The 26,725-nt window shown below is 63.5% G+C and carries 24 protein-coding genes, 4 pseudogenes and 1 riboswitch; of the genes and pseudogenes, 16 read left to right on the plus strand and 12 right to left on the minus strand.

Annotated features, from left to right (window positions below; translation table 11 throughout):
* Nucleotides 1–8: 8 nt before the first annotated feature.
* Nucleotides 9–965, minus strand: a complete 957-nt coding sequence (locus ACAG24_RS24790) for a DUF4226 domain-containing protein (RefSeq protein WP_370475572.1) — start codon at nt 963–965, stop codon at nt 9–11.
* Nucleotides 966–1,108: 143 nt separating this feature from the next.
* Here ACAG24_RS24790 and vapB point away from each other — a divergent pair, with 143 nt between their 5' ends.
* From vapB to ACAG24_RS24805, 3 genes are read left to right on the plus strand one after another with little or no spacing between them, the layout of a single operon-like run.
* Nucleotides 1,109–1,336, plus strand: a complete 228-nt coding sequence (vapB, locus tag ACAG24_RS24795) for a type II toxin-antitoxin system VapB family antitoxin (protein WP_370475571.1) — start codon at nt 1,109–1,111, stop codon at nt 1,334–1,336.
* Nucleotides 1,327–1,737, plus strand: coding sequence for a PIN domain nuclease (locus ACAG24_RS24800; RefSeq protein ID WP_370475570.1), 411 nt, complete (start codon nt 1,327–1,329; stop codon nt 1,735–1,737). The genes vapB and ACAG24_RS24800 overlap by 10 nt, the downstream gene beginning before the upstream one ends.
* A 46-nt stretch (nt 1,738–1,783) precedes the next feature.
* The gene (locus ACAG24_RS24805; protein ID WP_370475569.1) at nt 1,784–3,337 is read left to right on the plus strand and encodes a serine/threonine-protein kinase; all 1,554 of its coding nucleotides are present in this window, start codon (nt 1,784–1,786) and stop codon (nt 3,335–3,337) included.
* Here ACAG24_RS24805 and ACAG24_RS24810 read toward each other — a convergent pair whose 3' ends face one another.
* Entirely contained in the window at nt 3,338–4,198 is an 861-nt protein-coding gene (locus tag ACAG24_RS24810) for an ATP-dependent DNA ligase (protein WP_370475568.1), read from the minus strand.
* A gap of 73 nt (nt 4,199–4,271) precedes the next feature.
* Between ACAG24_RS24810 and ACAG24_RS24815 the strand changes: the two genes are divergently transcribed.
* From ACAG24_RS24815 to ACAG24_RS24845, 7 genes and pseudogenes are all read left to right on the plus strand, one after another.
* The gene (locus ACAG24_RS24815; RefSeq protein ID WP_370475567.1) at nt 4,272–5,438 is read left to right on the plus strand and encodes a tyrosine-type recombinase/integrase; all 1,167 of its coding nucleotides are present in this window, start codon (nt 4,272–4,274) and stop codon (nt 5,436–5,438) included.
* Nucleotides 5,439–5,494: 56 nt separating this feature from the next.
* The gene (locus ACAG24_RS24820; protein ID WP_374150799.1) at nt 5,495–7,198 is read left to right on the plus strand and encodes a site-specific integrase; all 1,704 of its coding nucleotides are present in this window, start codon (nt 5,495–5,497) and stop codon (nt 7,196–7,198) included.
* Nucleotides 7,182–7,949: a tyrosine-type recombinase/integrase gene (locus ACAG24_RS24825; protein WP_370475564.1), complete on the plus strand. Its 768-nt coding sequence runs from the start codon at nt 7,182–7,184 to the stop codon at nt 7,947–7,949. Before ACAG24_RS24820 ends, ACAG24_RS24825 begins: the two co-directional genes overlap by 17 nt.
* A 4-nt stretch (nt 7,950–7,953) precedes the next feature.
* Nucleotides 7,954–8,746, plus strand: a pseudogene (locus ACAG24_RS24830) (ATP-dependent DNA ligase).
* Nucleotides 8,743–9,369: a nucleotidyltransferase domain-containing protein gene (locus tag ACAG24_RS24835; protein WP_370475562.1), complete on the plus strand. Its 627-nt coding sequence runs from the start codon at nt 8,743–8,745 to the stop codon at nt 9,367–9,369. The pseudogene ACAG24_RS24830 and the gene ACAG24_RS24835 overlap by 4 nt, the downstream one beginning before the upstream one ends.
* A gap of 49 nt (nt 9,370–9,418) precedes the next feature.
* On the plus strand, nt 9,419–10,138 hold the full coding sequence (locus tag ACAG24_RS24840; RefSeq protein WP_370475561.1) for a class I SAM-dependent methyltransferase: 720 nt from the start codon (nt 9,419–9,421) through the stop codon (nt 10,136–10,138).
* Nucleotides 10,139–10,205: 67 nt separating this feature from the next.
* Nucleotides 10,206–10,841, plus strand: coding sequence for a GNAT family N-acetyltransferase (locus ACAG24_RS24845; protein WP_370475560.1), 636 nt, complete (start codon nt 10,206–10,208; stop codon nt 10,839–10,841).
* A gap of 4 nt (nt 10,842–10,845) precedes the next feature.
* Here the strand turns inward: ACAG24_RS24845 and ACAG24_RS24850 are convergent, their stop codons facing one another.
* The 5 genes and pseudogenes from ACAG24_RS24850 to ACAG24_RS24870 form a co-directional block, all read right to left on the minus strand.
* Nucleotides 10,846–11,694 (minus strand): bifunctional 5,10-methylenetetrahydrofolate dehydrogenase/5,10-methenyltetrahydrofolate cyclohydrolase, encoded by an 849-nt coding sequence (locus tag ACAG24_RS24850; protein WP_445206227.1) that lies wholly within the window; start codon nt 11,692–11,694, stop codon nt 10,846–10,848.
* 18 nt (nt 11,695–11,712) lie between these two features.
* A riboswitch (ZMP/ZTP riboswitch) is annotated at nt 11,713–11,789 on the minus strand.
* A gap of 22 nt (nt 11,790–11,811) precedes the next feature.
* Nucleotides 11,812–13,395, minus strand: a complete 1,584-nt coding sequence (locus ACAG24_RS24855) for a hypothetical protein (protein ID WP_370475604.1) — start codon at nt 13,393–13,395, stop codon at nt 11,812–11,814.
* Between the two features lie 33 nt (nt 13,396–13,428).
* Nucleotides 13,429–13,644: pseudogene (locus ACAG24_RS24860) on the minus strand (AAA family ATPase); the annotation flags it as partial.
* On the minus strand, nt 13,641–14,198 hold the full coding sequence (locus ACAG24_RS24865; protein ID WP_370475557.1) for an ABC-three component system middle component 2: 558 nt from the start codon (nt 14,196–14,198) through the stop codon (nt 13,641–13,643). The pseudogene ACAG24_RS24860 and the gene ACAG24_RS24865, both read right to left, overlap by 4 nt.
* Nucleotides 14,191–15,291, minus strand: a complete 1,101-nt coding sequence (locus ACAG24_RS24870) for an ABC-three component system protein (protein ID WP_370475556.1) — start codon at nt 15,289–15,291, stop codon at nt 14,191–14,193. Before ACAG24_RS24870 ends, ACAG24_RS24865 begins: the two co-directional genes overlap by 8 nt.
* Nucleotides 15,292–15,842: 551 nt before the next feature.
* On the opposite strand from ACAG24_RS24870, the gene ACAG24_RS24875 reads away from it, so the two are divergent.
* Nucleotides 15,843–16,463 carry a hypothetical protein gene (locus ACAG24_RS24875; protein ID WP_370475554.1) on the plus strand — a complete coding sequence of 207 codons (621 nt, stop codon included), beginning with the start codon at nt 15,843–15,845 and terminating at the stop codon, nt 16,461–16,463.
* Between the two features lie 62 nt (nt 16,464–16,525).
* On the plus strand, nt 16,526–17,245 hold the full coding sequence (locus tag ACAG24_RS24880) for a class I SAM-dependent methyltransferase (protein ID WP_370475553.1): 720 nt from the start codon (nt 16,526–16,528) through the stop codon (nt 17,243–17,245).
* A 305-nt stretch (nt 17,246–17,550) separates the two neighbouring features.
* Here the strand turns inward: ACAG24_RS24880 and ACAG24_RS24885 are convergent, their stop codons facing one another.
* Together ACAG24_RS24885 and ACAG24_RS24890 are read right to left on the minus strand one after the other, a co-directional pair.
* On the minus strand, nt 17,551–18,342 hold the full coding sequence (locus ACAG24_RS24885) for a hypothetical protein (protein WP_370475552.1): 792 nt from the start codon (nt 18,340–18,342) through the stop codon (nt 17,551–17,553).
* Between the two features lie 15 nt (nt 18,343–18,357).
* Entirely contained in the window at nt 18,358–18,813 is a 456-nt protein-coding gene (locus ACAG24_RS24890) for a hypothetical protein (protein ID WP_370475550.1), read from the minus strand.
* A gap of 359 nt (nt 18,814–19,172) precedes the next feature.
* Between ACAG24_RS24890 and ACAG24_RS24895 the strand changes: the two genes are divergently transcribed.
* Complete coding sequence (locus ACAG24_RS24895; RefSeq protein WP_370475549.1) at nt 19,173–20,912, plus strand: tyrosine-type recombinase/integrase; 1,740 nt, start codon at nt 19,173–19,175, stop codon at nt 20,910–20,912.
* Nucleotides 20,913–20,914: 2 nt separating this feature from the next.
* Entirely contained in the window at nt 20,915–23,104 is a 2,190-nt protein-coding gene (locus ACAG24_RS24900) for a tyrosine-type recombinase/integrase (protein ID WP_370475548.1), read from the plus strand.
* An 11-nt stretch (nt 23,105–23,115) separates the two neighbouring features.
* Here the strand turns inward: ACAG24_RS24900 and ACAG24_RS24905 are convergent.
* The 3 genes and pseudogenes from ACAG24_RS24905 to ACAG24_RS24915 form a co-directional block, all read right to left on the minus strand.
* Nucleotides 23,116–24,128 (minus strand): annotated as a pseudogene (locus ACAG24_RS24905) (ISL3 family transposase); the annotation flags it as partial.
* A 139-nt stretch (nt 24,129–24,267) separates the two neighbouring features.
* Entirely contained in the window at nt 24,268–25,086 is an 819-nt protein-coding gene (locus ACAG24_RS24910; RefSeq protein ID WP_370475546.1) for a 2,3,4,5-tetrahydropyridine-2,6-dicarboxylate N-succinyltransferase, read from the minus strand.
* A 246-nt stretch (nt 25,087–25,332) separates the two neighbouring features.
* Nucleotides 25,333–25,464, minus strand: a pseudogene (locus tag ACAG24_RS24915) (IS3 family transposase); the annotation flags it as partial.
* 192 nt (nt 25,465–25,656) lie between these two features.
* On the opposite strand from ACAG24_RS24915, the gene ACAG24_RS24920 reads away from it, so the two are divergent.
* Nucleotides 25,657–26,208 (plus strand): transposase, encoded by a 552-nt coding sequence (locus ACAG24_RS24920; RefSeq protein ID WP_370475545.1) that lies wholly within the window; start codon nt 25,657–25,659, stop codon nt 26,206–26,208.
* Entirely contained in the window at nt 26,154–26,297 is a 144-nt protein-coding gene (locus ACAG24_RS24925) for a hypothetical protein (RefSeq protein ID WP_374150802.1), read from the plus strand. Before ACAG24_RS24920 ends, ACAG24_RS24925 begins: the two co-directional genes overlap by 55 nt.
* The last annotated feature ends 428 nt before the right edge of the window (nt 26,298–26,725 follow it).

Below are 26,725 nucleotides of genomic sequence, written 5' to 3' on the forward strand. Positions count from 1 at the left end.
TGGGCCCTTTAGGGCCGGGACGGATCGGGGACCCACCATCCGGGCATGTACTCCACATACCCCCACGGGGCAAGCTGATCGGGAGCTATCTCGACGACGTCGCGGATATCGATGGGCTGCTGCGGCCGAGGCCACGGGGGCTGCCCGCCGAAATACGAATCAGGGTGTGGGACACCAATTCCCGGAGCCACCTGCTGATAGCCAGGCGGAAACAGGGCGCCGGAGTCGGGGTCGATCACCCGAACGTCACTCAGGTCGAGGGGATATTTTGCCGGCGCCGGCGGGGGCACATACCCCAAACCGCCCTCGGGGTCTGGATACCAGAGGTTGGGGCCGACCTGCTTGTAGTTCGGCGGTGCGAGCTCGCCGTCACCCACGTAGGTCAGCTTCGTGACGTCGAGCCAGTACCGCGGATCTTCACCGTGTGGTGGGTCTTCACCCGGTTTGTCGGTAGGCAGATCAGCCGGCGCTTGGGGTAGATCGCCAGAGCCGTAGTTGAGCGCTTTGACCTCGCTGGCGGCCTGGCTGGACTGCTGCTGAGTCGAGGCCACCACTGACTGGGCGCGCGCGACCTGTGTGCGCAGCGCCTTGAGCACCATCATCTCTGCCGCAGGCGTGCGAGCCGATCCAGCCACCTCAGCGATGGAGCGCGTCTGGGAGACAATCGTGTCCATTTGGCGGGCCCCGCCCTCAGTGATCTGTGCCGCGCTGGCCAATCGAGCTTCCAGTGTGGAATCGGTACGTCCTGCGGTGCCCAGCTCCCGGCTCTGCTGCTGTACCACCGACGCATGTCGATCGACCAACTGACCGGACAGGCCCGACATCTGCTGGCCTGCGCCGCTGACCGATTCCGCGGCCGTCTGCAAAGGCGCGCCCGACGTCGCCACAGGCCCGGGTGTCGCGAACAATGAGCGGGCGCGTTCGACCACCGCCAGCGCCTGGGCCGCCTCAAGCTGAATGGTCACGCCACCAATTATCGGGCATGCACAGCCCTGGTGACAGCAGGAGTCGGCGTCAGCCGACGCGCAGCGATCGTCGTGAAGGGTCACGACAGTGGCCCCGCCGAACGCCTGTATGCTGATATCAGTGATATCAGGAGGTCTGCGAGATGGGTGATGTGCTGATCCGGGGCCTGTCCGACGCGGCGATCGCGCGTATCGACGCCGACGCCGCCGCCCGCGGTCTCTCGCGCCAAGAGTATCTGCGAACCAGATTCGAGACCGAAGGTTCAGTGAGCGCCTCGGCACGGACCATGACCGTCGACGATCTACGCCGCGCCGCCGCGGCGGCGACCGACCTCGACGATCCCGACGTCATGGACGCCGCGTGGCGGTGACCAACTGGCTCATCGACAAATCGGCCTACACCCGACTGGTGGCATCCCCTGATGCTCAGGCCTGGGTCGAGCGCATCGAACGTGGCCTTGTGCGCATGAGCATCGTCACCCGCCTGGAAATTGGCTACTCCTTCCGAAACGGACCGCAGGCCCGCACCGAATCGGGCGCACCGCCGCTGGCATTGATGCCACTGGAGTACCTGACCCCGGCCGCCGAGGATCGTGCCGTGGACGTCCAGCTCCAGCTGGCCGACCGTGGGATGCACCGCGCCCCCGCGATCCCGGATCTGCTCGTGGCTGCTGTCGCTGAGATGGCCGGCCTGACCGTGCTCGCCCTCGACAAGGACTTCGACCTGATCGCGCAAGTCACCGGGCAAGCCGTCGAACGGTTGCGTCTATGAGCCCCCGTGCCCGCGGTCCTCACGCTTCGGCAGGGAAGGCGTCGACATGACCGCACCAGAGGGCCTGCCCCCACCGCCCACGCACATCGCCGGATACCGCGTCGAGCGGGTCCTGGCCGTCACGGCGATGGCGACCGTCTACCTGGTGCACAGCCCCACCCTGCCGCGCCGGGAAGTGCTCAAGGTGCTTCAAGCCGACCCCGGCAGCGGCGAGCACGTACGCGCTCAGTTCCTCCACGAAGCCGACATCACAGCCGGGCTCGAACATCCCAACATCGTGCGCGTGTTCAGCCGCGGCGAGACCGACACCGGCCACCTGTGGATCGCCATGGAGTACGTCGAGGGAACCAACGCCGAGACTGCGCTGAACGACGGGCAAATGACGCCCGCGCGGGCAGTGCACATCATCACCGAGGTCGCACGCGCCCTGGACTACGCGCATGCCCGCGGTGTCGTGCACCAGGACATCAAGCCCTCGAACTTCCTGCTCGCGGCCGAGAAGCTGCCTGGCGGTCTCGACCGCGTCGTGCTCACCGACTTCGGTGCCGCCCTGTCCCCCCACAGCCGCGGTGCTGGAGACGGGCCCCTGAACGCCACCCTCGCGTACAGCGCGCCCGAAGTCATTACCGGGGATGCCCTGGACGGACGCGCCGACGTCTACGCCCTGGCGTGCACACTGTTTCGGCTGCTGACCGGAGAACACCCATACCCGACAGACGCCGGGGTCGGCGCCACAGTAAAGGCCCATCTGGACACCACCCCGCCGCGGGTGTCTGATCGGCTCAGCTGGGCCTCTCCACAGCTGGACAGCGTAATCGCCAAGGCGCTGGCCAAGAGTCCCGCTGCCCGCTACTCCACTGCCGGCGCCTTCGCCGCCGCGGCCAGTGCAGCACTCACCCTCCCCCACTCCTCGGCGCCGGCATCGCCTCCCGCCGATCGGGACACTCCGCCACCCAACGCTGAACTGGGCGGTGCCGAGTCTCACGGCGCGGCAGCTGATTTCATCAGCCTGCTTCCCCACACCCGTGCGGTCTCGCAGCGTCGCCAGTTGCTCGCAGCACTCGCCGTCGCCGCCGTGCTCATCGTCGCCCTGTCGGTGTGGCTCATCGGACGTGGCTCCGACTCGCCTGACGCCGCACCCACGGCGGCGCCATCGACGACCAGCACGGCCCCGTCCGCTGCGCTGGAGGACCTGCGGCGGCTGCTCCCGTCCGGCTATCCCGCCGGAGCATGCACCCCGGCGGCATCCTCAGAGGGCGCGACGGTGATCACCTGCGGGCCAAACACCGACCCAGGTGGACCCCGCAGCGCCACCTACACCCTGGCCGACGGACCCGCGATGCTGCGCACCACATTCGACGAGCTGGTCGAGTCGACGACAGTGGTGGTCTGCCCCGGCAACATTCAGTCCCCCGGGCCGTGGCGGCGCAATGACACCCCCGCCGTCACCCGCGGAACGGTGCTGTGCGGGCTGAGCAACGGGAGCCCACGCGTGGTGTGGACCAACGAGGCGGAACGACTCATTGCCGACGTGGAGTCAGGTGGCCCCAACGGTCCTCGGCTCGACCAGCTCTACGCCTGGTGGGGCACGCACTCGTAATCAGCCAGCCACAGCGGCGGCATCGCGCGGCAAACACACTCCCGACACAGGCGCGGTGCAAAGGCCCTTCCATGACGCGTGTCGCAGGCCCTTACCTGCGTGGTACTCCCGGTAGGCGACTTCACCGACATACAGCGGCTTGAACCACTGGACCCCCAGCATCGACGTCCCTTCGTCAATCGGGGGCGCGGCGACCTCGGTCCCGGCCAACACTGTGGCCAGGCGGCGACGTTCGGCACCGCTGAAACCGGTTCCCACCTGCCCTAGCAGCACGAGTTGTCCCGCCTCATCGTGGGCGGCCAGGATCAGCGCACCAACCTCACCGCGAGGGCCGGCGAGCGCCCCCACGATCACCGCCTCCGTCGTGGCGCGCACTGGGCACTTAATCCAGTCCCGTGAGCGCCCGGACCGGTATGGCGAATCCAGCCGCTTGCACACGATGCCCTCGTGGTGTTGTTCAGCGCAGATAGCCAGCATGTCCGCAGGAGCGACATCGGTCCAGTGCCTCGGCACTGTTAGTGCTGGCGAACGCTCGACCAACATCAGCGTGTCCAACAGCTCGCGGCGAGCGCGGTACGGCCAGGGTGTGACGTCCTCGCCGTCAATGTTCACCACATCGAAAGCGAGAAATCGCGTGGGAACCTCACGAACGAGCTGCGCGCCGGGCCGCCGCTGCTGAGGCCATCGCCGCTGAAGCCGTGTGAACGACGGGCGGCCGTGCTCGTCAACCGCGACGATCTCGCCGTCGAGAACCATCCGACGACCACCGACCGCAGCCGCGACGGCGGCCAACTCGGGGAAGGTTTCGGTGATGTCCGCACCATTTCGGGACGTCACCCGCACGCGCCGATCAACGGTCACCATCCCCCGTCTAGTTGACTGAACTTCGGCGAGCCTGCCGGTGGGGTGGGTGCAGCGGGCGGAGGATCCGGTAATGGGCGAGTTGGGACCGGTGGAGTCAGCCGAGTCCGGCCTGCCGTGGCGGGTGATCTTCCCCGATGTCGAGCACGTGGGTGCCACGTCGTACCTGCGGGAGCTGGCGGCGTCGGATTGCAGTCCACTCACAGTTCGAAGTTACGCGTTCGACCTGCTGCGGTGGTTCCGGTTCCTCCACGAACGCCTGATCAATTGGGAGCGAGCCGAACGGGTCGACGTCCGCGCGTTCGTCGAGCACCTGCGGGTGGTGCCCAATCCGCAGCGGTTGCGCCGACGTGCGGATGCGCCGCCGCCGGGGTCGGTGAACGCGGTGACCGGCAAGACGGAGTTGTCGGGCAAGTACGCGCCTCGCACCATCAATCATCAACTGTCGGTCTTGTTCGGGTTCTACGAACACGCCTGTGCCGCCGACCTGGGTCCGTTGGTGAATCCAGTTCCTGCACAGCGTGCTAGGCATAGTGGTCGGCCGCATGCTCACCACAACCCGATGGAAGACTTTGCGATCTTCCGGCGCGCGAACTATCGGCAGAAGACTCCCCGGCCGGTGTGGCGGGCGATCCCTGATGATGCTGCCGCAGCTCTGTTCAACGCGCTGCGCAGTCACCGTGACCGAGCGCTGGTGAGTTTCTATCTGTCCTCAGGCGTTCGCGCGTCGGAGCTGTTGGGCCTGCGTCACGGCGATCTGGATGCCGGCCGATACACAATCACGGTGACCAGTAAGGGAAGCCGCGTGCGGGAGACGGTGCCGGCATCGGTGGACTCGTTCGTGTGGCTGGCGCTCTACCTGGCCGAGCAACCACCTATGCAGCCTGGCGCCCCGGTGTGGTGGACCCGACGCTCCCGCCCGGCACCGCTGAACTACCACGCCATGCGCGCGGTGCTGCGCCGCGCCAATGCCAGCTTGGGCGCGAACTGGTCATTGCATGACTTTCGCCATACCGCCGCTGCGCGGATGTTGGCTGATCCCGCCTTCACCTTGGTCGATGTGCAGACCGTGCTACGCCATGCAAGCGTCACCACCACCCAGATCTACACCCAGCCGCGCCTAGAAGATTTGATCGGCAAGGTCCTCGAACATCACGCCCGACCGAAGGCCGATGTGGCGACTATCGAACCGGCCTATGACGCCGCGGCGGTCCGAGAGCTGCTGGGGCTGCCGCGTTGAGCGCCGAGGACACCCGGTCACCGCAACGCCGACAGGCTGCGGCGACGCGCCGCGCGATGAGCCCCCAAGTCCAGCTGCTGTCGAGGCCCGATTCTCCTCACTTACAAGCGATCCCGGCGGACAGCCGATTCGGCCCCGCAGGCGGCGTACGTCCCCTATGGGGGTATGACGCCAATCATGCGCCCCCGCCGCTGCCCGATCATGCCCGCGGTGCGGCGATGCAGGCGTTGAGCATCACGGAGTTGTGCGACGTCGTCGCCGAGTATCACCAAACCATGGCACCCCAGCAGCTGCAGCCCATCGTTCGAGGAACGCGAGCAATGCTGGGTGTGCTGGCTCGGTATCCCGGGCAGACGTGGGAGCAGCGGTGGTTGGCCAGTGGCTACGACGCCGCACCTCGCAGCTGGTTCGAGCATGACGCTTTGCCGCACTACGATCACTGGTCACCCACGCTCAAAGCAGTCAATGCGCTGCTGCGGGTTCGGGCGCTACGGCCGTCATACAGTTGGCTGCTGGACTCCAAGCAAAGAGTGAACCTGTGGAGGTTCCTCGACTACAACGGCGGTCCGGACTTGGAACGGCTACGTGCGCTGCCCGCTTACCAGGACGCGGTGCCCAAGTACCAGGCCGACGCCGAAAAGGCGTTGGCGCGGGTGATGATTCGCACCGGAAAGACCATTGCCGAGGTGTGCGGTGACGATCTGCTGTTTTACGCAGATGTCGTGCGTACCTCGGGGCGGCAGCGACGCGAACACCTCATCTGGGAGCTGCTGGTCGCGTTGGGCCCCTTGGCGGGGGAGGCACCGACGCTAAGGGCGACGTGGTCGGCGCGGGGCAACTCACGCCAACACAGCGCCGCGACGATGGTCGACAGATACGGCATCCCCGCCTCAGGGATGCGTGATGTCCTGGTGGGCTACCTCGAAGAGCTTCAGCCCAACATGGATTACAGCTCGTTGGAAGGCTTGGCCTACCGATTGGCCAGGCTGTTCTGGTGGGAGATCCTGCAGATCAACCCCGGTCAGGCCAACTTGGCGATCTCGGCCGAGGTGGTGACGGCGTGGCGAGAACGCTTGGCGCTGACCCTGGACGGCCGACCGCGACGCGAAGTGCATTCGACCCTGTTCGCCATCCGCGGGATGTATCGCGACCTGGCCGAGTGGTCGCACGACGACCCCGCCCGCTGGGGCGTGTGGGTGGCGCCGTGCCCAGTGCCGCGAGCACTCAGCCGAGCGGCGGCCAAGGAGAAACGCCGCCAGAAGGCCACAATGCAGGACCGCACCCGCATGCTGACGCCGCTGCTACCCGCGATACTGGCGACGGCTGCCGCCCACAAGGACCGTACCGCGATGCTGCTGCAGCGCGCCCTGGCCTGCGTGCACGACCAGGAATTCGTGGTCGACGGCTCCACGTTTCTGCGGCACTGCCCACCGCTGCGACGTGACGGCGACGAACGGGCCCGGATCTGGGCGCACCTCGCTCCCGGGCAGCAACGACCGAGCTGGATCCGGGGTCGCGCTCAGCGCATCGACGTAACAGCGCTGGAAGAGGAAGGCTTCTGGGGTTGGGCCGTCGTGGAGACGTTGCGTCACACAGGTATTCGCATCGAAGAACTACTGGAGCTAACTCAGCTGTCGCTTCGGCACTACACCGCCTCCACCACCGCCACTCTGGTGCCGTTGCTGCACATCGTGCCGTCCAAGACCGACTGCGAGCGGCTCATCCCCATGACCCCGGGAACTGGTGGCGGTGCTGCTTGAGGTGCTGCGCCGCGCCAAGGCCGGCAAGGATCAGGTGCCGCTGTCAGTTGCCTACGACACCAACGACAAGGTCCACAGCGAACCATTCCCACACCTGTTCGCACGTCCCTTGGGCACCCGCCACGAAGTGCTGGGCCGGCACTATGTGCGCCAGATCCTGATCCACCTCGCCGCGATCGCCAGGTTGACCGATGCGGGTCGCCCGGTGCACTTCAGTCCGCACGACTTCCGTCGCCTGTTCGCCACCGATGCGGTCAACAACGGTCTTCCACTGCACATCGCCGCGGCGTTGCTCGGCCACCTCAACCTTGACACCACGCGCGGCTACACGGCGGTGTTCCCTGAGCACATCGTCACTGCCCACCAGGCGTTCATCGAGCGCCGTCGCCAACTGCGACCTTTCGAGGAGGCCAAGGTCGCCGACGACGACGAGTGGGCCGACTTCGAAGAACATTTCCTACTGCGCCGCGTAGCGCTCGGCGAGTGCCACCGCCCCTACGGCACACCCTGCGTCCACGAGCACGCCTGCACTCGATGCCGGTTTTTGCGCGTAGACCCTGCTCAGCTGGGCCGCATCGACGAGATGACCGAGAACGCCGAGCAGCGCCTCGCAGAGGCGAAGGACCGAGCGTGGCTCGGCGAGGTCGCCGCGCTGGAGGAAAGCATCAAGCATCTGCGTATTCGACAATCCGAAGCTCGGCAACGGCTTTCGCACGGGGCCAACCCGTTCGCGGACCAGAGACCACAATGAGACTGTGAAGCTACCCGTCATGCCACCGGTCTCACCGATGCTGGCCAAATCGGTCTCGGCCATCCCGCCCGATGCATCCTATGAACCCAAGTGGGACGGGTTCCGTTCGATCTGCTTTCGCGATGGCGCGGAGGTTCAGCTGGGCAGCCGTAACGAACGACCCCTGACCCGGTATTTCCCCGAACTGGTCGCCGCGGTCACCGCTGAGTTGCCCGAGCGATGCGTCGTCGACGGTGAGATCATCATCGCCACCGACCACAGCTTGGACTTCGAGGCGCTGCAGCAGCGCATCCACCCAGCGGACTCGCGAGTACGGATGCTCGCGGAGAAGACCCCAGCGTCCTTCATAGCGTTCGATCTCCTCGCATTGGGCGACGAGGACTACACCCGGCGGCCGTTTACCGAGCGCCGCGACGCACTCGTTGGGGCGTTGGCCGACTCCGGTCCCTCGGTCCACCTCACACCAGCGACCACCGACCTAGCGACCGCACAACGATGGTTCGAAGAGTTCGAAGGAGCCGGCCTCGACGGGGTAATCGCCAAACCGCTGACCGTCACCTATCAGCCCGACAAACGGGTCATGTTCAAGGTCAAGCACCAGCGGACGGCTGACTGTGTCATCGCTGGCTATCGCGTGCACAAGTCCAGCGACGACGCGATCGGCTCCCTACTATCACACCGCGCAGTTCAACCGCTGGCGGCCCGACCGCGACCCACGTTCGTGCACATACGCGCAACTGGAGCAGCCGCTCACCTTCAGCCTGAGGGACATCATCCCTGGACTGGGAGCGCTGTGACCGTACTCGATCCTGCCGAAGTGGTCCGGCTTTACGGTCCATGGAAGCGCCGCACTCCGCATGACGCGGCCAGATTCCTTAACGGTTATTCGGGCCAGTGGTGGATTGCCGGCGGCTGGGCTATCGAAGCGTTCGTCGGAACCCCGCGGGCTCATGGCGATCTCGACATCGGTATCCCTCGTGGCGAGGTTGACGGCTTCATTGAGTTCGCCAGTACTTCATTAGACGTATGGGCAGCGGCAGGGAGCCTCACACCTCTACTCGATCGATCCTCAGATGTGTCGCCTCACTGCGGCAACCTCTGGTTGCGGGCGAGTGGAGCAGACCCGTGGGAATACGACGTCCAGCTCAACGACGTCGACGGCCCAACCTGGCGATACAAACGCAACCCGAACATTTCTCGTCCCCTGAGCGATTGCCTATGGTCCCACGATGGGATCGCCTACCTGCGACCGGAGATACAACTTCTGCACAAGGCCAAGCATGTGCGAGAGAAGGATGCCGTCGACTTTCAGCGCTGCTTACCACTTCTCGATGGACCGAGCCGTACATGGCTTGCCCAGACGCTGCGTTTGGAAAGCCCGCACCATCAGTGGCTCACCGAGATCGCTGCCAACCATTGAACACGTGGTCCAGCGGAGCCGGGGCGCCACCGGATAAGGTCGGCAGCTGATGGAGGCGGATTGGGACGGCATCGCGGACTGGTATGCCGAGTTGGTTCGTGGCGGGTCGGCGATGCATCATTTCTCGCGGGGCATGCTCCTGAATGCTCTGCCTGAAAAACTGCTGGGTCTCGCCGTCCTTGATCTGGGGTGCGGTGAGGGCATCGTCAGTCGTGCGCTCGCGTCAGCCGGAGCGGGCGTACTGGGTATTGATCCCACTCACAAGCTGATTGCCCATGCGGAGGCAGCAGAACGTGCCCTCCCACTCGGAGTGACCTACCGAGTTGATGACGGAACCACGCTCGCCACCGTGGCCAACGATTCCGTCGACGGAGTGACCGCTGCGCTGTCACTTAACAACATCGCCGATCTCGATGCTGCGTTGAGATCGATCCGACGAGTGTTGCGCACCAATGGATTTCTTAGCTTCACCGTGCCACACCCCTGCTTTGACGCCCCCGGCTCCGAGACAATCACGACGTCGAGTGGGATGCGACGCACCGCCGGCGAATACTTCGCCGAAGGGCTCTGGCGATCGACGCACCCGCAGAGCGTTCGCCGAGCGGGCAACTACCACCGCACCATCTCGACCTATCTCACCGCGGTGCTCGACCACGGCTTCACACTGCGCAGTTGCACGGATCCGGCCCCCAGCGACGCCGTACGGGCCGAGGCCCCACATCGTTTGGGATTACCGCCGTTTCTGCTGGTCAGCACCGTACTGATATAGCTATTGCTCGAACCCCGCGACTTTCCAGCCATTCGGTCCATCGCCGATCCGCGATTACCGTAGGCCAATGCCCCTGCTTCTGGAGCTCGACGGCGCCCAGCTGGCGCCCCCAGCCGATGATGAGCTGTGCCAGCTCGCGCAGCGTGCCGCTGAACCCGAAGCTGTCCTTCCTGCAGAAAGATCGCACTTCGTGATGTGGATTCAGGGCCGCACACCGCAAGAGATCGCACAACAGCGCGTTGCGCGTGTGCAGGCGAACCGCGATCTGACCAGCCGTCCCGGCTGGACGCTCGACCTCGCGGTCAAAGTCGGTGGTGAACCGGTCGGCCTGCAGAGTCTGTCTGGATTCGACGGATGGCCACACCGCCGCATCGTGGGAACGACGTCATGGTTACTTTCTCCCTTTCAGGGCCGCGGTATTGGAACACAAACTCGTACAGCGATTCTCGAACTCGCCTTCACTCATCTGCACGCAGAGTCGGCGAAGTCCTGGGTGCTCGTCGACAACCAGGCCAGCGTTGGGATATCGACCAAACTCGGCTACCGCCTCGTTGATCGCCATCACATCACCGAGCACGGTTGCACCCACACCGAAGAGGTGTACCAATTGGACCGAGACGTCTGGTTAGAATCACCGGTTCGCCAGCAGTACGTTCCCGTGATCACCGGTGCCGAACAGCTGGTCCAGCTCCTGGGCCGCTAACGCTCTACGCGACGCTGTGGGCGGACTCTGCAGCATCGACAGTTTGGGCAAGTAGTACCGCGATCGTGGTCGGCCCTACCCCGCCGGGAACGGGGGTGATGAGTCGGGCACGTTGGGCCGCCGCGGAGTACTCGACATCGCCAACGTTGCCGGGGTTGTAACCGGCGTCGATCACGACCGCACCGGCCTTTATCCAGTTGCCCTTGATGAGTTCGGGCCGACCGACGGCGGTGACGACGATATCGGCTTCACTCACCACGCCGGGGAGGTCGGCGGTCTTGGAGTGGCAGTAGGTCACCGTGGCGTCGCGCGCCAGGAGCAGCATCCCGACTGGTTTGCCAAGGATGGGGCTGCGGCCGACGACGACAGCGCGTTGCCCGGAGGGATCGACACCATAGGCGTCGAGTAAGTGCATGATGCCTCCGGGAGTGCAGGATGCGAATCCCTTGTCTCCCAGTGCCATTGCCGCGAACGATGCGCCCGTCACGCCGTCGACGTCCTTCGTGGGGGTGATGGCCTCGAATACCTGCCTTTCGTCTACCTGGTTCGGCATGGGGTGCTGAACCAAGATGCCGTCCACGGTAATGTCGCGCGCCAGCCTCGCGACGAGCGTCACCACTTCCGTGGTGGTGGCAGTCTGGGAAAGTCGATGGGATTTGGATTCCAGGCCGACGGTTCGGCATCGGTTGGTCTTCATCCGCACGTAGGTATGAGAAGCGGGATCGTCGCCCACCAGGACGGTCGCAAGGCACGGCTTTCGGCCCGCGATCTCGGCGAACTGTGCGGCGCGGACAGCAGTGTCGGACAGAATTCGGCTTGCAACGGCGATGCCGTCGATAACGTCAGCGCTCACAGATATCTCCTCAGTTGAGAGGAGCACCCAGGCGTTCGATGCTTCGCGTTTTGCTTCCTGGTGGTGTCCCACCTGCGCCAGTCGCGTCGGCACCATTTTAGCTGTTCAGACGGCTCCTTAAACCGGAAAGAACCCGTATCGTCCCGAACTGACCGACTTTGTGAAGCGGACATCTGCCGAGTTCGGCTCGAGGCCTTCAGGCGGATCCATGTTCTCCATGACGATGATCTGGCCGTCGAACGAGGCTTGTATATCCGCGTAGAAGCGGGCAGCTACGCCGATATCTAGCTTTTCAAGATCATCGGACTCTCCCTCGTCAGGCGGACGATACGTAACTAGCGGCGAGTCAAGCACCACGAAGCCGGGATGCGGTCGATCATTCTCGAAACAGTATTGAGCTAGTCCCATGGTAAAGGCGGCGTGGAGGATCGCGCGAACACCCTTGCCGTGCGCAGATCGGAGTTGATCGCCAGCTATTAAATCTTGCTCGTTGCGGTCGTAGCGGACGCGATCACTATCCGGCACATTCCACGCGGCGAGCCTGTCAGCGATGGCCTCGGAAAAGCGATTAATGGTCTTCAGGTCTAAACTTGTTGCTGCCTGCGCCTTCTCGGCTGCATTCTCCGCCTCGACCGAATCCTTCATCTCTTCGAGCGCGGCGATCTCTGCGTAATCACTGAGGAACCCGTCAAGCTTGCTTCGCTGAGCGGTTAGATCCGACAGATCAGCCTGTTGGGGTGTTATTGCGTCATCGAGGCGACGCACGCGAAGTCGCAACTGGGCGATCGCATCTTCGATCTGATCTGCTATGGCCAGCTTTGATTGTCGTTCAGAGTTCAGGTCGGCAAGAGTATTTCGCAACTCGCCGGCCAGAAGCTCCGTCTTACGCCGTTCGGCAGTGACGGCTTCCGCGAAGCTCGTTGAGTCTTGCGGTACATGGTCGCCGTGGCGTTGGTGGTCTGGGTCCGCACCGCAGAATACGCAGATCCCGGGGGTAAACAGTCCGAGTAGTGTACCGGCTTCGCCGACCATCTCGAGTCTCGCCAGATCAGACTCGTACTTATCTAGGAGCAGTGAGAATCGAGATTCCAGAACTTCGATCTCTGCACTCCGCTGCCGGTTGTCGGCCGCGGCGCGCCCATGTCGGGCGAGTCTGTCTGCTACCTGGCGACGTTGGTCTGCGAGGTCAGATATAGCGGAATATTGGCCCCTCAGAGCACTATTCAATCGTGCCAGTTGATTGCGTACAGCGTCCTCATCGCCGACATCAGCAAGTTTGTTTCGCAGTCGAAGGATCAGCGCATCGATTACCTCTACTTTGGCGTTCGCAATCTGCCGGCGATCTTTCTTTGAGGGAACCGCGATCAATGCGCTGTCGTCGGTACCATCAAGCAAGAACTTAAGAGCCGAAACTTCCACCGTTCGATCGATGGGCCTGCCACTCAATGGTGGCGCGATTTTCGACTGCATCTTGGTCTCATCGATCACGCTCAATCTCGCGACGTCGCGGACGCTAAGTTCACGGGTCTTGTTGTCCTGGTTTACGCGAAGCCGCGCGCCGTCAATACCCAACTGCTCCAAAAGATATCGCGACAGATTGTCGCTGTTCGCGGCATGCTTGGCTCCAAGGGTCCGTGCCGCGGGGAGAGTAGGTAGCGACCGTAGTTGTCCTTCATGTAGCCCGAAGACTCCGCCGGTCACCGACCGCGAGACTGTAACTTCGTCGCCTTGGGGTAACCGGAACCCGAGCAGAACCGTCGTATAGCCAGCGCGTTGCGGGATCTCCTCAAGACTCGATCCACCCATCATGAAGTCAATTGCGTTGACTATAAATGACTTCCCTGTATCCGACGGGCCGCAGATCACAGTGGTCCCCGGACCAAAGTCTACCGAGGCTGACGGCTTGTCAGCGCCAACAAAACTAAGATGCGTCAGTACGAGTCGGTTCAACTGGGACCCTCGTCTTCACTAAGCGTCTGGTCGGGCGCGTGAAACTCTTCCGACCAAGAATCGAACAGTGCCTTGGTGCCGCCGCGCAACGTTTCCTCGCTCAAGTCTGCGAAGCGCTCGAGCGCCCAACTAGTGCGGCTCCGAAGCATCGCCGAGTAGGTGGATCCGAGAATGTCGACGAAGTGTTGGGCCGAATCGCCAGCTGTGTAATGCACGCCAGCGACGGTGACACTAATCCTGGCGAGACCTAAGCGAACCAACAGCTGCATGCCGGCTTCAATGCTGTCACGCTTGACGCTCATCTCACCGACCCGCAGCGGCACGGCGGGATGCAGGCTCTCCGGACCCCCAATGTCGCCACTGTGAAGAACCACGTGGTCGAGGAGGACCAACTGGTTCAGGTCAAGTTCCGCGGGGAACGCTTCGGTGAGCACCATCAAGATTCGTAGACCAATCTCCAATGGTCCGTTCAGCGGCGACAAGGCCATACCGCCATGTTCTGCCGAGGACGGACGCGGACCGTTGCTGGAACCAGCGTCGTTCGGGTCAGCCATCTGTCACCCATACAATCCGGTCAACGTTGGCAAGCTGGTGGCAGATGCCCTTTCTGTCGTCAATTTCAGCGACTGTTATCAGCCGATGCCGATTGAGGTCCAACTGGCCGACGAGACCAAGGACACTTGTCATTTTAGAATGAGCGCTCGGGTGCTCGCCTTCGAGAGTGTCGACCACCCCGCCGTAAATATCATCCTGCAATTTCTCGAAGGTTCCTGCTGGTACAGAATCGCGCGCATATAGTCGCAGTGATTCTGCTTTGTAAAATGTTTCGCGGTGGCGTCGAAAGCTTTCACCGACCTTCGAATTTGATGCTATCGATTCCGACGTAAGTCCTTCGGCTGGAAACCGCTGGGCGAAGACTTCAACAAGCTGCTGAACATAGCGGGTTTCGTGGACTGCCGGTTCGTCCGGCGCCGGCAGCGCAGCAGGCCGAGGCCTTAAGGCTGTCGCAAATCTCGCCGCGTGCCAAGGCGTATTCCCGTGAACTTGAAGTACCGCATCAAGCTCTACAGACTTGAACCGTGAGAAATCGAGGCCCTCGGCGTAAGCGCGAATGTCGAATATCTGCTCAGCCTTCAGACCTTTTACGAGCGGTACGCCGTCGGCCACCTTCTCCAGGAATGCTCTCTTAAGTTTTTCGGGACTGCTGAGAGTTCGTCCGCAAGGCGTGCTGCAGCCCCTCGGAGCCAGTATTTGATAGCTGTCTGGGAACACGCAGTCCCCATTTAATGTGGCCAGTATTATTTTGAGGATTTCGGGCAGTATGTCCGAAAGCGCAAGCTGTGCAGCATAATGCTTACATTGAAAACAGTCCCAAGCGCCTTCCAGTCCATTCACAGTCTTGAATGCTGCGATGTCAGCACCTTTATCGCCCGCTCCGCCAAATCGCTTGATTTGTACGTAGTTTTCGTCGATAGCGCAAACCCACTCCAAGACGAATTCTTCCCATTCAACATCCGAATACAGGGAAATTCGAGCTTTAGGAGAGATTGATGGACCGAGCAACGTCACGCCCGGATCAACGAGGGTCGGCTTCGGCACATCGTGCAAATCCGTTCGCACGGCGCCCATCGGCTCCGATGTGCTCAAGCTGCTACACACTCCCCCCGCTACTGCGCTCGAACAGCCTACGGCAGCGACACGACAGTTGGAGCTTCTCTTCGGCGCTCACACTCCTGCGTCATTGTGCGGCGCCGCGTGAAAAAGCTGATGGGGATCCTTAGCCAGGGTTTGACAAGTTCAGTGAAGCTGGCCATCAAACTTCACCTCCACAGCAAACTGACCGCCGCGCGGTGCGGGGCCCAGCGTCGCCAACATCGGCGCGGGGGCCACGTGGCGAGCGGGCGACAACGAAGCGCGGGTCACGCTTCGACGGTACTCACCGGTGGAGCGCGTCATCGTTGCCACCGCGCAGGTTCGTAATTTTCGCTGCATATACTTAGACGCTCTGAACTGCGGCTATCCAGGTCGTCTCACTGTCGACGCCTTGGCGTTTGTCTCACGAACCGCATCATTTCCAACAACGCGGTCCGAGTGGCGGGGCGCACCGTTCGATCGGTGCTGTCGCTTTTCAAGAGAATCCCGACGGTTCATATTTTGTCTCGCAAGGGTGCCCATCGATTGTCGGCGATACTGTGATTGTGCTGGACGCTGACGAGGTGGTGCGGCTTTATGGTCCGTGGAAGGGCCGTACGCCGCGCGATGCGGCCAAATTCCTGCACGGATACTCGGGCCGATGGTGGATTGCCGGCGGTTGGGCGATCGAAGCCTTCGTAAGGACCCCACGGGCGCACGATGATCTCGACGTCGGTATCCCACGTGCCGAGGTTGACGGGTTCATTGAGTTCGCCAGCGCCTCGTTAGACGTGTGGGCAGCGGCGGGGAGCCTCACACCCCTTCTCCACCAGCGCTCAGATGTGTCGGCTCAGTGCGGCAACCTCTGGTTGCGGGCCAGCGGAGCCGACCCGTGGGAATACGACATCCAGCTCAACAGCGTTGACGGGCAGACCTGGCGATACAAACGCAACCCGAACATCGCACGCTCACTGAGCGATTGCCTCTGGTCCCACGACGGAATCACCTACTTGCGGCCGGAGATTCAACTTCTGCATAAGGCCAAGCATCTCCGAGACAAAGACACCGTCGACTTCCAGCGCTGCTTGCCACTTCTCGATGAACCCAGCCGTACATGGCTCGCCCAGTCGCTGCTCTTGGAAAGCCCGCATCATCCGTGGATCACTGCGATAGCCACCCACCGTTGAACAAGTTGCCTTGGCCGAGCAGGACTCGCCCCCTGCGCCCCGCCGGATAAGCTCATCAGCCGATGGAGGCGGATTGGAACGGCATCGCGGACTGGTACGCCGAGTTGGTTCGTGGCGGATCGGCGATGCATCAGTTCTCGCGGGACATTCTGCTCAACGCTCTGCCCGACAGAATGCCCGGTTTCGATGTCCTTGATGTGGGGTGCGGTGAGGGCATAGTCAGCCGCGCGCTGGCGACGGCCGGAGCGCGCGTGGTGGGCATCGATCCCACTCACACGCTGATTGCCCACGCCGAGGCAGCAGAACGTGCTCACCCAGTTGGAGTGGCCTACCGAGTCGATGACGGAGCCACCCTGCACACCGTGGCGGACGGCTCCGTCGATGGTGTGACCGCCGCGTTGTCGCTGAATAACATTGCCGATCTTGATGCCGCCCTGAAATCGGTCCGACGAGTGCTGCGCCCCGGTGGCTTTCTCGCCTTCACCGTGCCGCATCCGTGCTTTGACGCCCCCGGCACCGAGTCGATCTCGACGCCGAGCGGCGTGCGACGTCTCGCCGGCGACTACTTCGTCGAAGGGCTCTGGCGATCGGCGCACCCGCAGAGCGTTCGCCGAGCTGGCAACTACCACCGCACCATCTCGACATACCTCACGGCGGTGCTGGTCCACGGCTTTGCGCTTCAAAGGTTCGAGGAGCCGGCCCCCAGCGCTGCCGTGCGCGCCGAGGCCCCGCATCGACTGGGTTTGCCCCCGTTTCTGCTGGTCAGCGCCACGCTGTCATAGCTAGGATTCGGTCAGTCTTCTGTTGGCCGCCAAAGTGTGGAGGGGCCGCGGATCAGATCCGCCATCATTCCGCCAACTACGGTGAGATTTCGCCACCTTCCGTGAAAACCTACACACCGAGACCAGCGGCTCGGGTGTCGTTAGCGGCGCCACACATGAACGCGGTCCGTCTTGAGCGGAGCGCCATCTGGGCCCTTGACGTAGGGCGCAATCCACTTTGGGCGGCGATCGGCATGGTTGGGGCCACACGCCTGCTGGCGCCAATGGCCGCCCACCCACCATCTGTGCCGGTACTGACGGTCAACCTATGAACCATCGCGTTCCCCGGGCGGGCTCATAGGTCGCCGCAACTCAATGATGCTCACCCGGTTCGGATTCGAGGCACCAGGAGAGGGGGCCTCGGCCTGGGACGGCGCTGCACTGCCGAGAACACGCGTTGAGGCGATCGTGGGTTGCCCCATCAAAAGCCAGGCCGCCCCGACGACGCTCACCAACGGCGACGCCTCAGCCGATCTGGCCACCTCAGCGGTGCGCGGCACCAGCGGCTGCAGCAGCAGCGTCGGGTTGGTCACCCACAGCGGCGAGGTCACACCGTAGGGGGCGAGTAGTTCTGGGTTTTTGGCCAACCGCGACAACGGCTGCAGTTGCAGCACCCCGTCGGGGCGAGACCACCACCACACCCCATCCCACGAAACCTCGGTGGGATCGTTGGGGCTCAACGCATTCCATGGCACATTTCCGGCCGGCTTTGCCCAACACAACAGCCCTGTCGGCGCCGGTGCGGCAATTGCCGGGGTCCACTCCGGAAGAGAATCGGCGGCATCGAGCGCGACATCCACCATGTCACGCGAAACCCAGTACAGCTCAGCACCTTTGATGACGTCAGCCTCGCCGCTCATCTGGCTCAACGTCTCAGCCAGCTTCGCCTGCAACCGCTGCAACCTCCGCAGGCTCTCCCCCGCCGACCCCAGGGCTTGCGACGGTTCCGCCAGAGCGGTGGATTGGTGGTCGACAAGGCTGTCCAAAGCGTTGCACCACTGCCGGCGAATGTCGGGCAGGCCCGGTGCCGCCCACGGGGTCGTCTTGCGGCGACTCATCGCCTGCCCGCCCGCCTAGCCGAGACCATCGGCGAAATCCATGACCACCGCCGCCTGCTCCTCAATGAGAGCGACGAACTTCGGTACGGACTGCGTCGTCATGCGTGCGGGCAACTCGTGGGCCAGGGCGCTCAAGCGGGCGCCGGCGGCCCGCAGTTCGGCCTGCTGCACCTCACGACTCACCGGAGACGGCGTCACGTAGGTCAACACCGCCCGCAGATCCGGAAACCGAATGGCCTCCCCGCCGAGCTGCTCGTTGAACAGCCGCGCATGAGTGCCGTCGGTGTGAGCCCAGCTGCGCATCTCCGATTCGAGATGGGCGGCTATGACGTGCAGAGCCGTCGGTGCGGCCACGGCGATGGTGGACGCCCCGGCTTTGCCGTACGTACGGACGGTCTCGGCGAGGTCGCGAATCTCCGTGACCACCTTGCTCAAGTGATCGGTATCAACTTGCACATCGAACTCGGACATACCAGCGATCCTAAGTGCGCCCCCCGCCTCTGATCTGCAGAGATTTCCACACCCACACCAGCTGCACTCCCCTCGGGGTGATGGCACTGCCGTGCCCGCGGCCGGCCCGTCCCCGACAGAGCTGCCAAGCCTCGACCGCGTGTCTGCCTTTCTGGCCCTCCGATTGTGGCCGGCGGTCCGCTGCGCGCAAGGCCACGGCCTCCGCTGCGCTCCGGGCCCACAGGCTCGGGGCAGCTCCCCCACAAACGTTCGCTGCGCTCACCAGGGACCTGCCCCGCCCGGACCTTTGCACTCCACGGCCCTCTACCGGCCCAAATCTTCAGTGCCAGAAGGCAAAAGAACGGGCGGGAGACCCCACGATGAACACCCAGCCACACCATGAGCAGGCCAGCCTCTTTAGCGGCGAGAGCACACGCCGCCACCCTGGGCATGTGCTGTCCTACGGCCTCGGGCTAGACAGCACGGCGATCCTGCTGCGCTGGCTCACCGACCCATCCAGCCGCGACTTCGACCTGTCCGACCTGGTGGTCATCACCGCCATGACCGGAGACGAGTTCAACGCCACCGGCGCCGACGTGGAGCGCTATGTCCTCCCCGAGCTACGCCGCCACCGGGTGCGGTTCGTCCAAGTTGGCCGCAACCAGCTGCTCACCACCGCCGCAGGCGAGGGCATCACCACCTTCAGCGACACCACCGAACCGGACCGGCTGTTCATCGCGGGGGGCTACGCACTGTCGACAGAGATGCTCACCGCCGGCACCCTGCCCCAGCGCGGCGGAGCCCGTAAATGCAGTGCCCGAGCGAAAGGCGCGGTCCTCGACCCGGTGATCGCCCGACTCACCGGCGGGCAGCCCTACCAGCATTACGTCGGCTTCGAACTCGACGAGACCGGCCGCGCCGAGCGCGACGCCGCCTACAACACAACAACCCGAACCGGGCGATACCCCCTCATTCAATGGGGATGGACAAGAGCTGACTGCGACGCCTTTGTCCATCAGCTCACTGGTCATCACTGGCTCAAAAGTGCTTGCAGCTATTGCCTTATGTGGAATACAGGGGTCTACCGTGAAGACATGAAGGAGGTTGCGTGGGAGCGCTTCGCCGACGTTGGCGCTCATGAGCAGGGTCGGCGATGGTTACAGTTCACGGCCAACATCGGACGCGCCCCCAACACGGTCGACGCCTACGGTCGGGCGCTGCAGGATTACTTCACCTACTGTGTGGCGGCAGGTGCTGATCCCGTTACTGCGCGAGGCGACGTCGTGGCGGCCTGGATCGGGGACATGCGCACGCGCGTCCGCGGCGACGGCGGGGCGGGTGGATTATCAGACGCGACGGTGCACCAGCGGGTCGTCGCGGTCCGCGGATTCTACGATTTCCTCGTCGAAGATCAACTCCGCGAACGTAACCCGGTTCGGCGGGGACAGGCGGGCCGCCGCGGGAAACAACCGAGGCAAGGCTTGGTCCGCGTGGCCCATAAGGCTCCATGGATTCCCGACGAGCACGCGTGGATGCGCATCCTGGAGGCTGCTACCTCCGACACGCTGCGCAACCGTTTGATGCTCTGCCTGGCCTACGACGGGGCTCTGCGTCGCGAAGAATTGGTGTCGCTGCGCATAGGTGACTTCGAGCCGGCCTGGTCACTGATCCACCTGCGGGCGGAAACGACCAAGTCCCAACGCGCCAGAACGGTGGCCTTCGGGGCGACCTCAGCGCGGCTGTTGGTGGGCTACCTGCGGCAGCGCACTGATACGTTCGGCAAGGTCGACGGTGCCCTCTTCCTGAGCACGTCCCGCCGTAATCCCGGGGCTGGAGTCGGTGCCTCGGCATGGTCGAAAGCTGTCACTGCCATCGCCGGGCGGGCCCAGGTGCCCGAGTTGTCTACCCACACATTGCGGCACCTCAGGTTGACGGACTTGGCGCGGGCCGGATGGGACATCGACGAAATCGCGCAGTACGCCGGGCACCGAGACCTCTCGACCACCCTGACCTACCTCCACCTGTCCGGCCGCGAGCTGGCCGCGAAGTTCCACGCCGCCTCCACCTCCCTGCACGCCGACCAAGAGCGGCGACTGGCCGCTCTCGCTTCGATGTGGTGATCATGCTGACCGATGACGAAATCCCGGTATTAGCTGAGCTTTTCGACCACGGAAGCCCGCATTTCAGCGCCCCCACCACCCGCGCGTTGCACCGCCTCGTGAACCCCGTGACCCCGCTGCTGACGGGGTGGCGGCCTGACATTGCCGGGCGGGCACGCAGCCACCTCCTGCGACGCGTGCACATCGAGCAACGCCCTTACTGGGAATGGGACTTACAGATATGGCGTGACCTGGCGACCGTGGACTCGAGCAGCAAGCTCGGCGCCCCAATAACTGCCATCGCCAACGTCGTCGCCGGACACCGCACTTTGCACCACGACGTCAGCGTGTCCGTGCGAACTACCGCCAGTCTGGCTTACGGCAAACCCGCCGTAGAGGCCGCAATCGCCCACGTCCAGGACACCCTGCGCAGGTGGGAAGTCTCCGAACACACCCGCGGCAGCCAAGTCGCCGCGGCCACCTGCGACCTCCTACTGTGCAGCGGCACCGCCACCCTCACCGATCTCACCGAGGACACCGTGGCCGCACTGGCCGACTTCTACGGCAACGGGGCCCGACGTAGGGGGCTGATCAAACTGTCCCGGGTGTTGGCGCACGACGGCATCCTGCAGGCACCGATAGCTCGCAATGCCCGCCAGCGCGGGCCACGCCAACAAACGCTGGACTCCGCTCCGCACGAGTGGGTCCAGTGGGCTCTGCGATGGCGCAACACGACCACTATCGAACCCGGATCTATCCGCGGAAGATTCGCCATCATCCTCATTGCCGGGCGCTGGGCTGCCGAAAAGCACCCCGAGGCCCTCGAACCGCAGCTGTGGACCCGTGACATCGCCGCCGAGTACGTCGCTGACACCCTCAACGCCACCCACGGTCAATGGGCCGGCTGCAACCGCGACACCCGCAGAACCGGACAGTCTCTAAGCGCGGTGGGAAAAGTCCAACGCATCGACGGCGTACGTGCATTCTTCCTCGATCTCATTGATTGGGAGTGGATCACTCCCCGCTTTGACCCCCGCAAGGCGCTCGCGGGGCCCCTGTCGGTGCGTGCCCAACTCGGTCCGAATCCGCGCATCATCGACGATGCATCTTGGGCCAAACTGATGGCTGCCGGATTAACCGTCGAGGCCACGGATCTCAAGGAATACGGCAGCGCTGCTGCCCGTGCCGCGAGCTCAGAACATCGCACCTACTACCCGATCGAGATGGTGCGCGCGTTGATCGGCGTCTGGCTCTTCGCGGGCCTACGCATCGACGAGATCCGCCGCTTGGCGCTGGACTGCGTGCGCCGCGACGAGGGACGCGACGACAAGACAGGCGCACCCTTTCCGATCTGCCTGCTGCACGTCCCGGCGAACAAGACCGGCAGAGCATTCAGCAAACCCGTCGACCCGCTCGTCGGCGAACTCATCGACGCCTGGCGGGCCGTCCGCCCATCTCAACCCGACCTAACGGACCGCAAAACCCGACAGAACCAGCAGTTCCTGTTCTGCGTACGCGGTGAGCTCATCGGATCGTCCTACCTCAACTCCCACCTGATCCCGGTGCTGTGCCGCAAAGCTGGTATCCCGGAGCATGACTCGCGCGGAGCATTGACCAGTCACCGCGCCCGCGCCACCATCGCCACACAGCTACTCAATGCACCAGAACCGCTCTCGCTGGTCGACCTGAAAGAGTGGCTTGGCCATAAGCACTATTCAAGTACCCGGCACTACGCCACCATCCTGCAACGCCGACTCACCGCCGCCTACAAGAAAGCCGACTACTTCGCCCGCAACGTCCGCACCATCCAGGTCCTCATCGACCGAGACACAATCATGACCGGCGCAGCCGCGGACGGACAACCATGGAAGTATTACGACCTCGGCGAGGGGTACTGCACCTATGACTTCTTCGCGAAATGTCCACACCGCCTCGCCTGCGCCCGCTGCCCCTTCTACCTCCCCAAGCAATCCAGTGCCGGCCAGCTGTTGTCCGTGAAAGACGGCATTGATCGAATGCTGGAGAACCTTGTCCTGACCGACGATGAACGAGCCGCCCTACACGGCGACCGTGACATCCTGACCCGGTTGGCGAGCCGACTGGCCACAATGCCCACACCAGCCGGGCCAACTCCGAAGGCATTGGGGACGACCGAAGAAGCCTTCATCGCGCTCAGCGACCTTCGAAGATCGCTCCGCAGCTCCGACGACTAACAGACCGGCCCGGCCACGGCGCGTTGATACATGTGCCAGGTGGCTTCGACCTCGACATGAATGTCGCCGGTGAATAAGGCTGTCAGCCGGGCTTTCTGGCGGTCGGTGAGCAGATCAGCACCGGTGTGCAGGGTGCGCCGGCAGGCATAGAGCGGGTCGGTCTTGCGGCCGCGGTGCCCACAGGTGGCCACCTGGACGCGGCGGCGGCAGTCGTCGAGGGCGTTGCCGGCTCCAGCCGCACCACGTGGAAAGGATCCATCACCGTGGTCGCCTCGGGCAGCTCTTCGGTGGTGGCGGTCTTGAAGCCGGAGAATCCATCCATGGCAACGACTTCCACCTGATCGCGCCAGTGCTGTGGGCGCTGGGCCAGCCAGTCGGCGAAGGCTTTCTTGGAGCGGCCTTCAACCATGTCGAGCAGCCGGGCCGGACCGGTCTTGTCGCGCACCGGGGTGAGGTCGATGATGACGGTGACGTACTTGTCGCCGCGACGAGTGTGGCGCCAAACGTGCTCATCGACGCCGATCACCGCGACACCGTCGAAGCGAGCCGGATCAGCGATCAGCACCCGGCGACCATGGGTGAGCACGGCGTTGTTGGCGGTGTTCCACGACACCGCCAGCGCCTCGGCGACCCGGGCCACGGTCAAGTGTTGACAGACAATCGCTTTCAACGCCCACTGCAACGCGCCACGGGACAACTTGGCCCGCGGTTCGGCGGCGTTGCTGAGGTCTTGGCGCCACACATGGGCACACCCAGCGCAGCGGTAGCGACGGATGGTGACCAGCAAGGTGGTGGGCCGCCACCCGAACGGCTCGTGAGCAAGCTCGCGAGTCACGCTGTCGCGGCTGACGCCTTCTTCGCCGCAGCGGCGGCACCACGAGTCGTCGTCGGTCACCCGGCATGCCAGTACCGCACGATCGGGGTGGATCTGCTGGCCGGTCACCTCCAACCCGAGGTCGCCGAGGCGGCAGAACGTGGTCAGGTCAGCGCAGGCCAAGCCCGCCCGACCGGTAGCGTCGGGCACGTCGAGGTCTTTGGATGAGGCGTGTAGGAACCTTCATCTTCGAGAGACCTCGACCCCTATCCCGGCAACGACGCGCCGACCACCCCTACACCCTCAACTGCGAAGAGCCAAATTAGGTTCCTGCCCCGTGTTGTTCCAATCATATGGCGATGGCATGTGCGCGGAGCACATCGTTCAGCGCTGCTTTATCGTGTCGTTCTCCCTCATTCAAGTGCTTAATCACGAGAGCGCAAGGCAGCCCAAATTCACCACCGCCGAAATTCCGTGGTCTCGTGGCGAAGACCGTGACCGACCACGGCGGAATGATTCCGCGACTAATCTCGTTGCCTGAAACGGCGTCAATAACAGGTATGGAGTCATTCAGAATTACTCCGGATCCGACAACTGCGCCCGCTCCGATCCGCGCACCGTTTGTAATCATCGCTCTGCTCCCAATAAGGGCATCATCGCCGATAATGACCGGACGAGCCATCGGCGGCTCCAACACGCCCCCGATACCGACACCGCCTGAGAGATGAACATTGCGACCAATTTGGGCACACGAGCCGACGGTCGCCCAAGTGTCCACCATGGTGTTCTCGCCGACATAGGCGCCGATGTTGACATAGCTCGGCATCATGACTACGCCAGGTCCTTGGTAGCTGCCCCACCGCGCAGATGCGCCCGGCACGACACGGACTTTGCGCTCGGCGAAGTCGTCCTTGAGGGGAATTTTATCGACGAAAATGAAGGGACCAATTTCGGTCGTGGTCATTTGCGACTGCTGGAACAGCAGAAGAATGGCTTTTTTCAGCCACTCGTGAACGATTACCTCACCGGTAGGGTCTACCTCGGCTACTCGTGCCCTGCCCTGATCAAGCAGATCAATGGCTTGTCGAACGGCTTCGTGGGCAGCGTCGCTCGAAAGCTTGCTCTCACCGGCCCATATTTCCTCGATTTGGTCTTGTAGACTGCTCATGAGCCAAAGCCTAACCGGATGGTTCGATGGCAAAAATTCGGCTACGCCGCGGAGCGGTCGGCTCGCCCAGCACGAACAACGCGCGTTGATTATCCGCCGATCTGTTGGAGACGCTGGCCGTCCAGTTTGGGCCGGTCTGTTACGCAGGGACGGGACTTCCCCGATTTCAGTTGACTCGCGTGGTGTGAATCCTAGGTTGCGGCTGGCGCGTGGAGCGGTTCGGCGCATTTCGGCGCGAGTCGACTATCGCTTTCGGTCGAGCACGTTGCATCGCAAGAGGGCGAGGAACGACTCCATGGCTTCGTTGTCCCCGCGTGCACCGACGCCGCGGCCCATAAGTCCATGTAACCCGTAGCGAGACAGTGCATTAATGAGCTTTCACGATCGAGTTCAACTGCCCCTGCCGGAGTCGATGGTTGCCTCAACGGGCAATCACTGCGCCACCGATTAATTCAGAGCGGCGACCGCTAGGGAGGGCTTATGCGCGAGTCGGTCGAGTGGCCGCCGAATCGATAAGAGACGCTGTCGCCGTCGACGCCCTGGTGCTCGAGGTCTGCGAGGGGCGGCCGGGTGGTCAACGTGCTCGCCCTGATCGAGGTCGGGGTCAACGTCGAGGGCTACCGGGAGATCCTGGGTTTCGACGTGACCACCGCCGAGGACGGTGCCGGCTGGCTGACGTTCTGGCGGGCGCTGACCGCCCGCGGCCTCGGGGTCAAACTCATCACCAGTGACGCCCACACCGGCCTGGCGGCCGCGATCGGCGCCCACCCCGCCCAGCGCGACGTAGCAGCGTTGCAGAACGCATTTCACGAGAATCTGCTGGCCATCACCCCCAAGTCGTCCTGGCCATGGGTGCGCACCCTGCTGCACTCAGTGTTCGATCAACCCGATACCGAATCCGTTGCAGCGCAATATGACCGGATCATCGAGCCCTGGCCGACAAGCTGCCCAAGGTGGCCGACCCACCTTAGAAGCCGCCCGGTCGGATCTGCTGGCGTTCACCGCGTTCCCCATGTAGATCTGGCCCTATCTGGTCGAACAACCCGCAGGAGCGGATCAACAAGGACATCCGTCGGCGCACCGATGTCGTCGCGATATCTTCCCCCGATCGCGACACCCTAATCCGTCTCGTCGGTGCCACATTGGCCGAACAACACGACGAATGGGCTGAGCCTCGGCGTTACCTCGGCCTTGATGTCCTCAGCAGATAACGCACCATTAACGACACCCCGATCGGACGGAAGGCCACCCCCGCGGCACTGTGCGCCTGAGAACATCACCTCGAAGAATCACACGACAACGTGGTACACCACGTCCATGGACTTGACCTTACAAAGGCACGGCCAACGTCGATGTGATAGTCTCAAGTCCACGCTGCAGAAACCTACGTTTGCGAGCGGCGATAAACGGTATTTCTGCGGCGTAGTTTGCCAAGTTTCCGGGGAATTTCTTCAGGGGGTAAGTATGACAACACGTTTCGGTCTCCTTAATATCGAGCATGGATCGAGTCTCGTGTCGCCCACCGGCGGCCGGATGACAACGTGCGAAACCGCTAGCGTTGACTGTGGCGGCACTAGTTGCGAGGCAACCTGCGAATCGTGCCTCGGCTGCGAATGCTCCAGCGGGAGCAAATCCGTCA

Origin of the sequence: Mycobacterium bulgaricum, assembly GCF_041287165.2 — a bacterium.
In the GTDB taxonomy this organism is placed as follows: Bacteria; Actinomycetota; Actinomycetes; order Mycobacteriales; family Mycobacteriaceae; genus Mycobacterium; species Mycobacterium bulgaricum.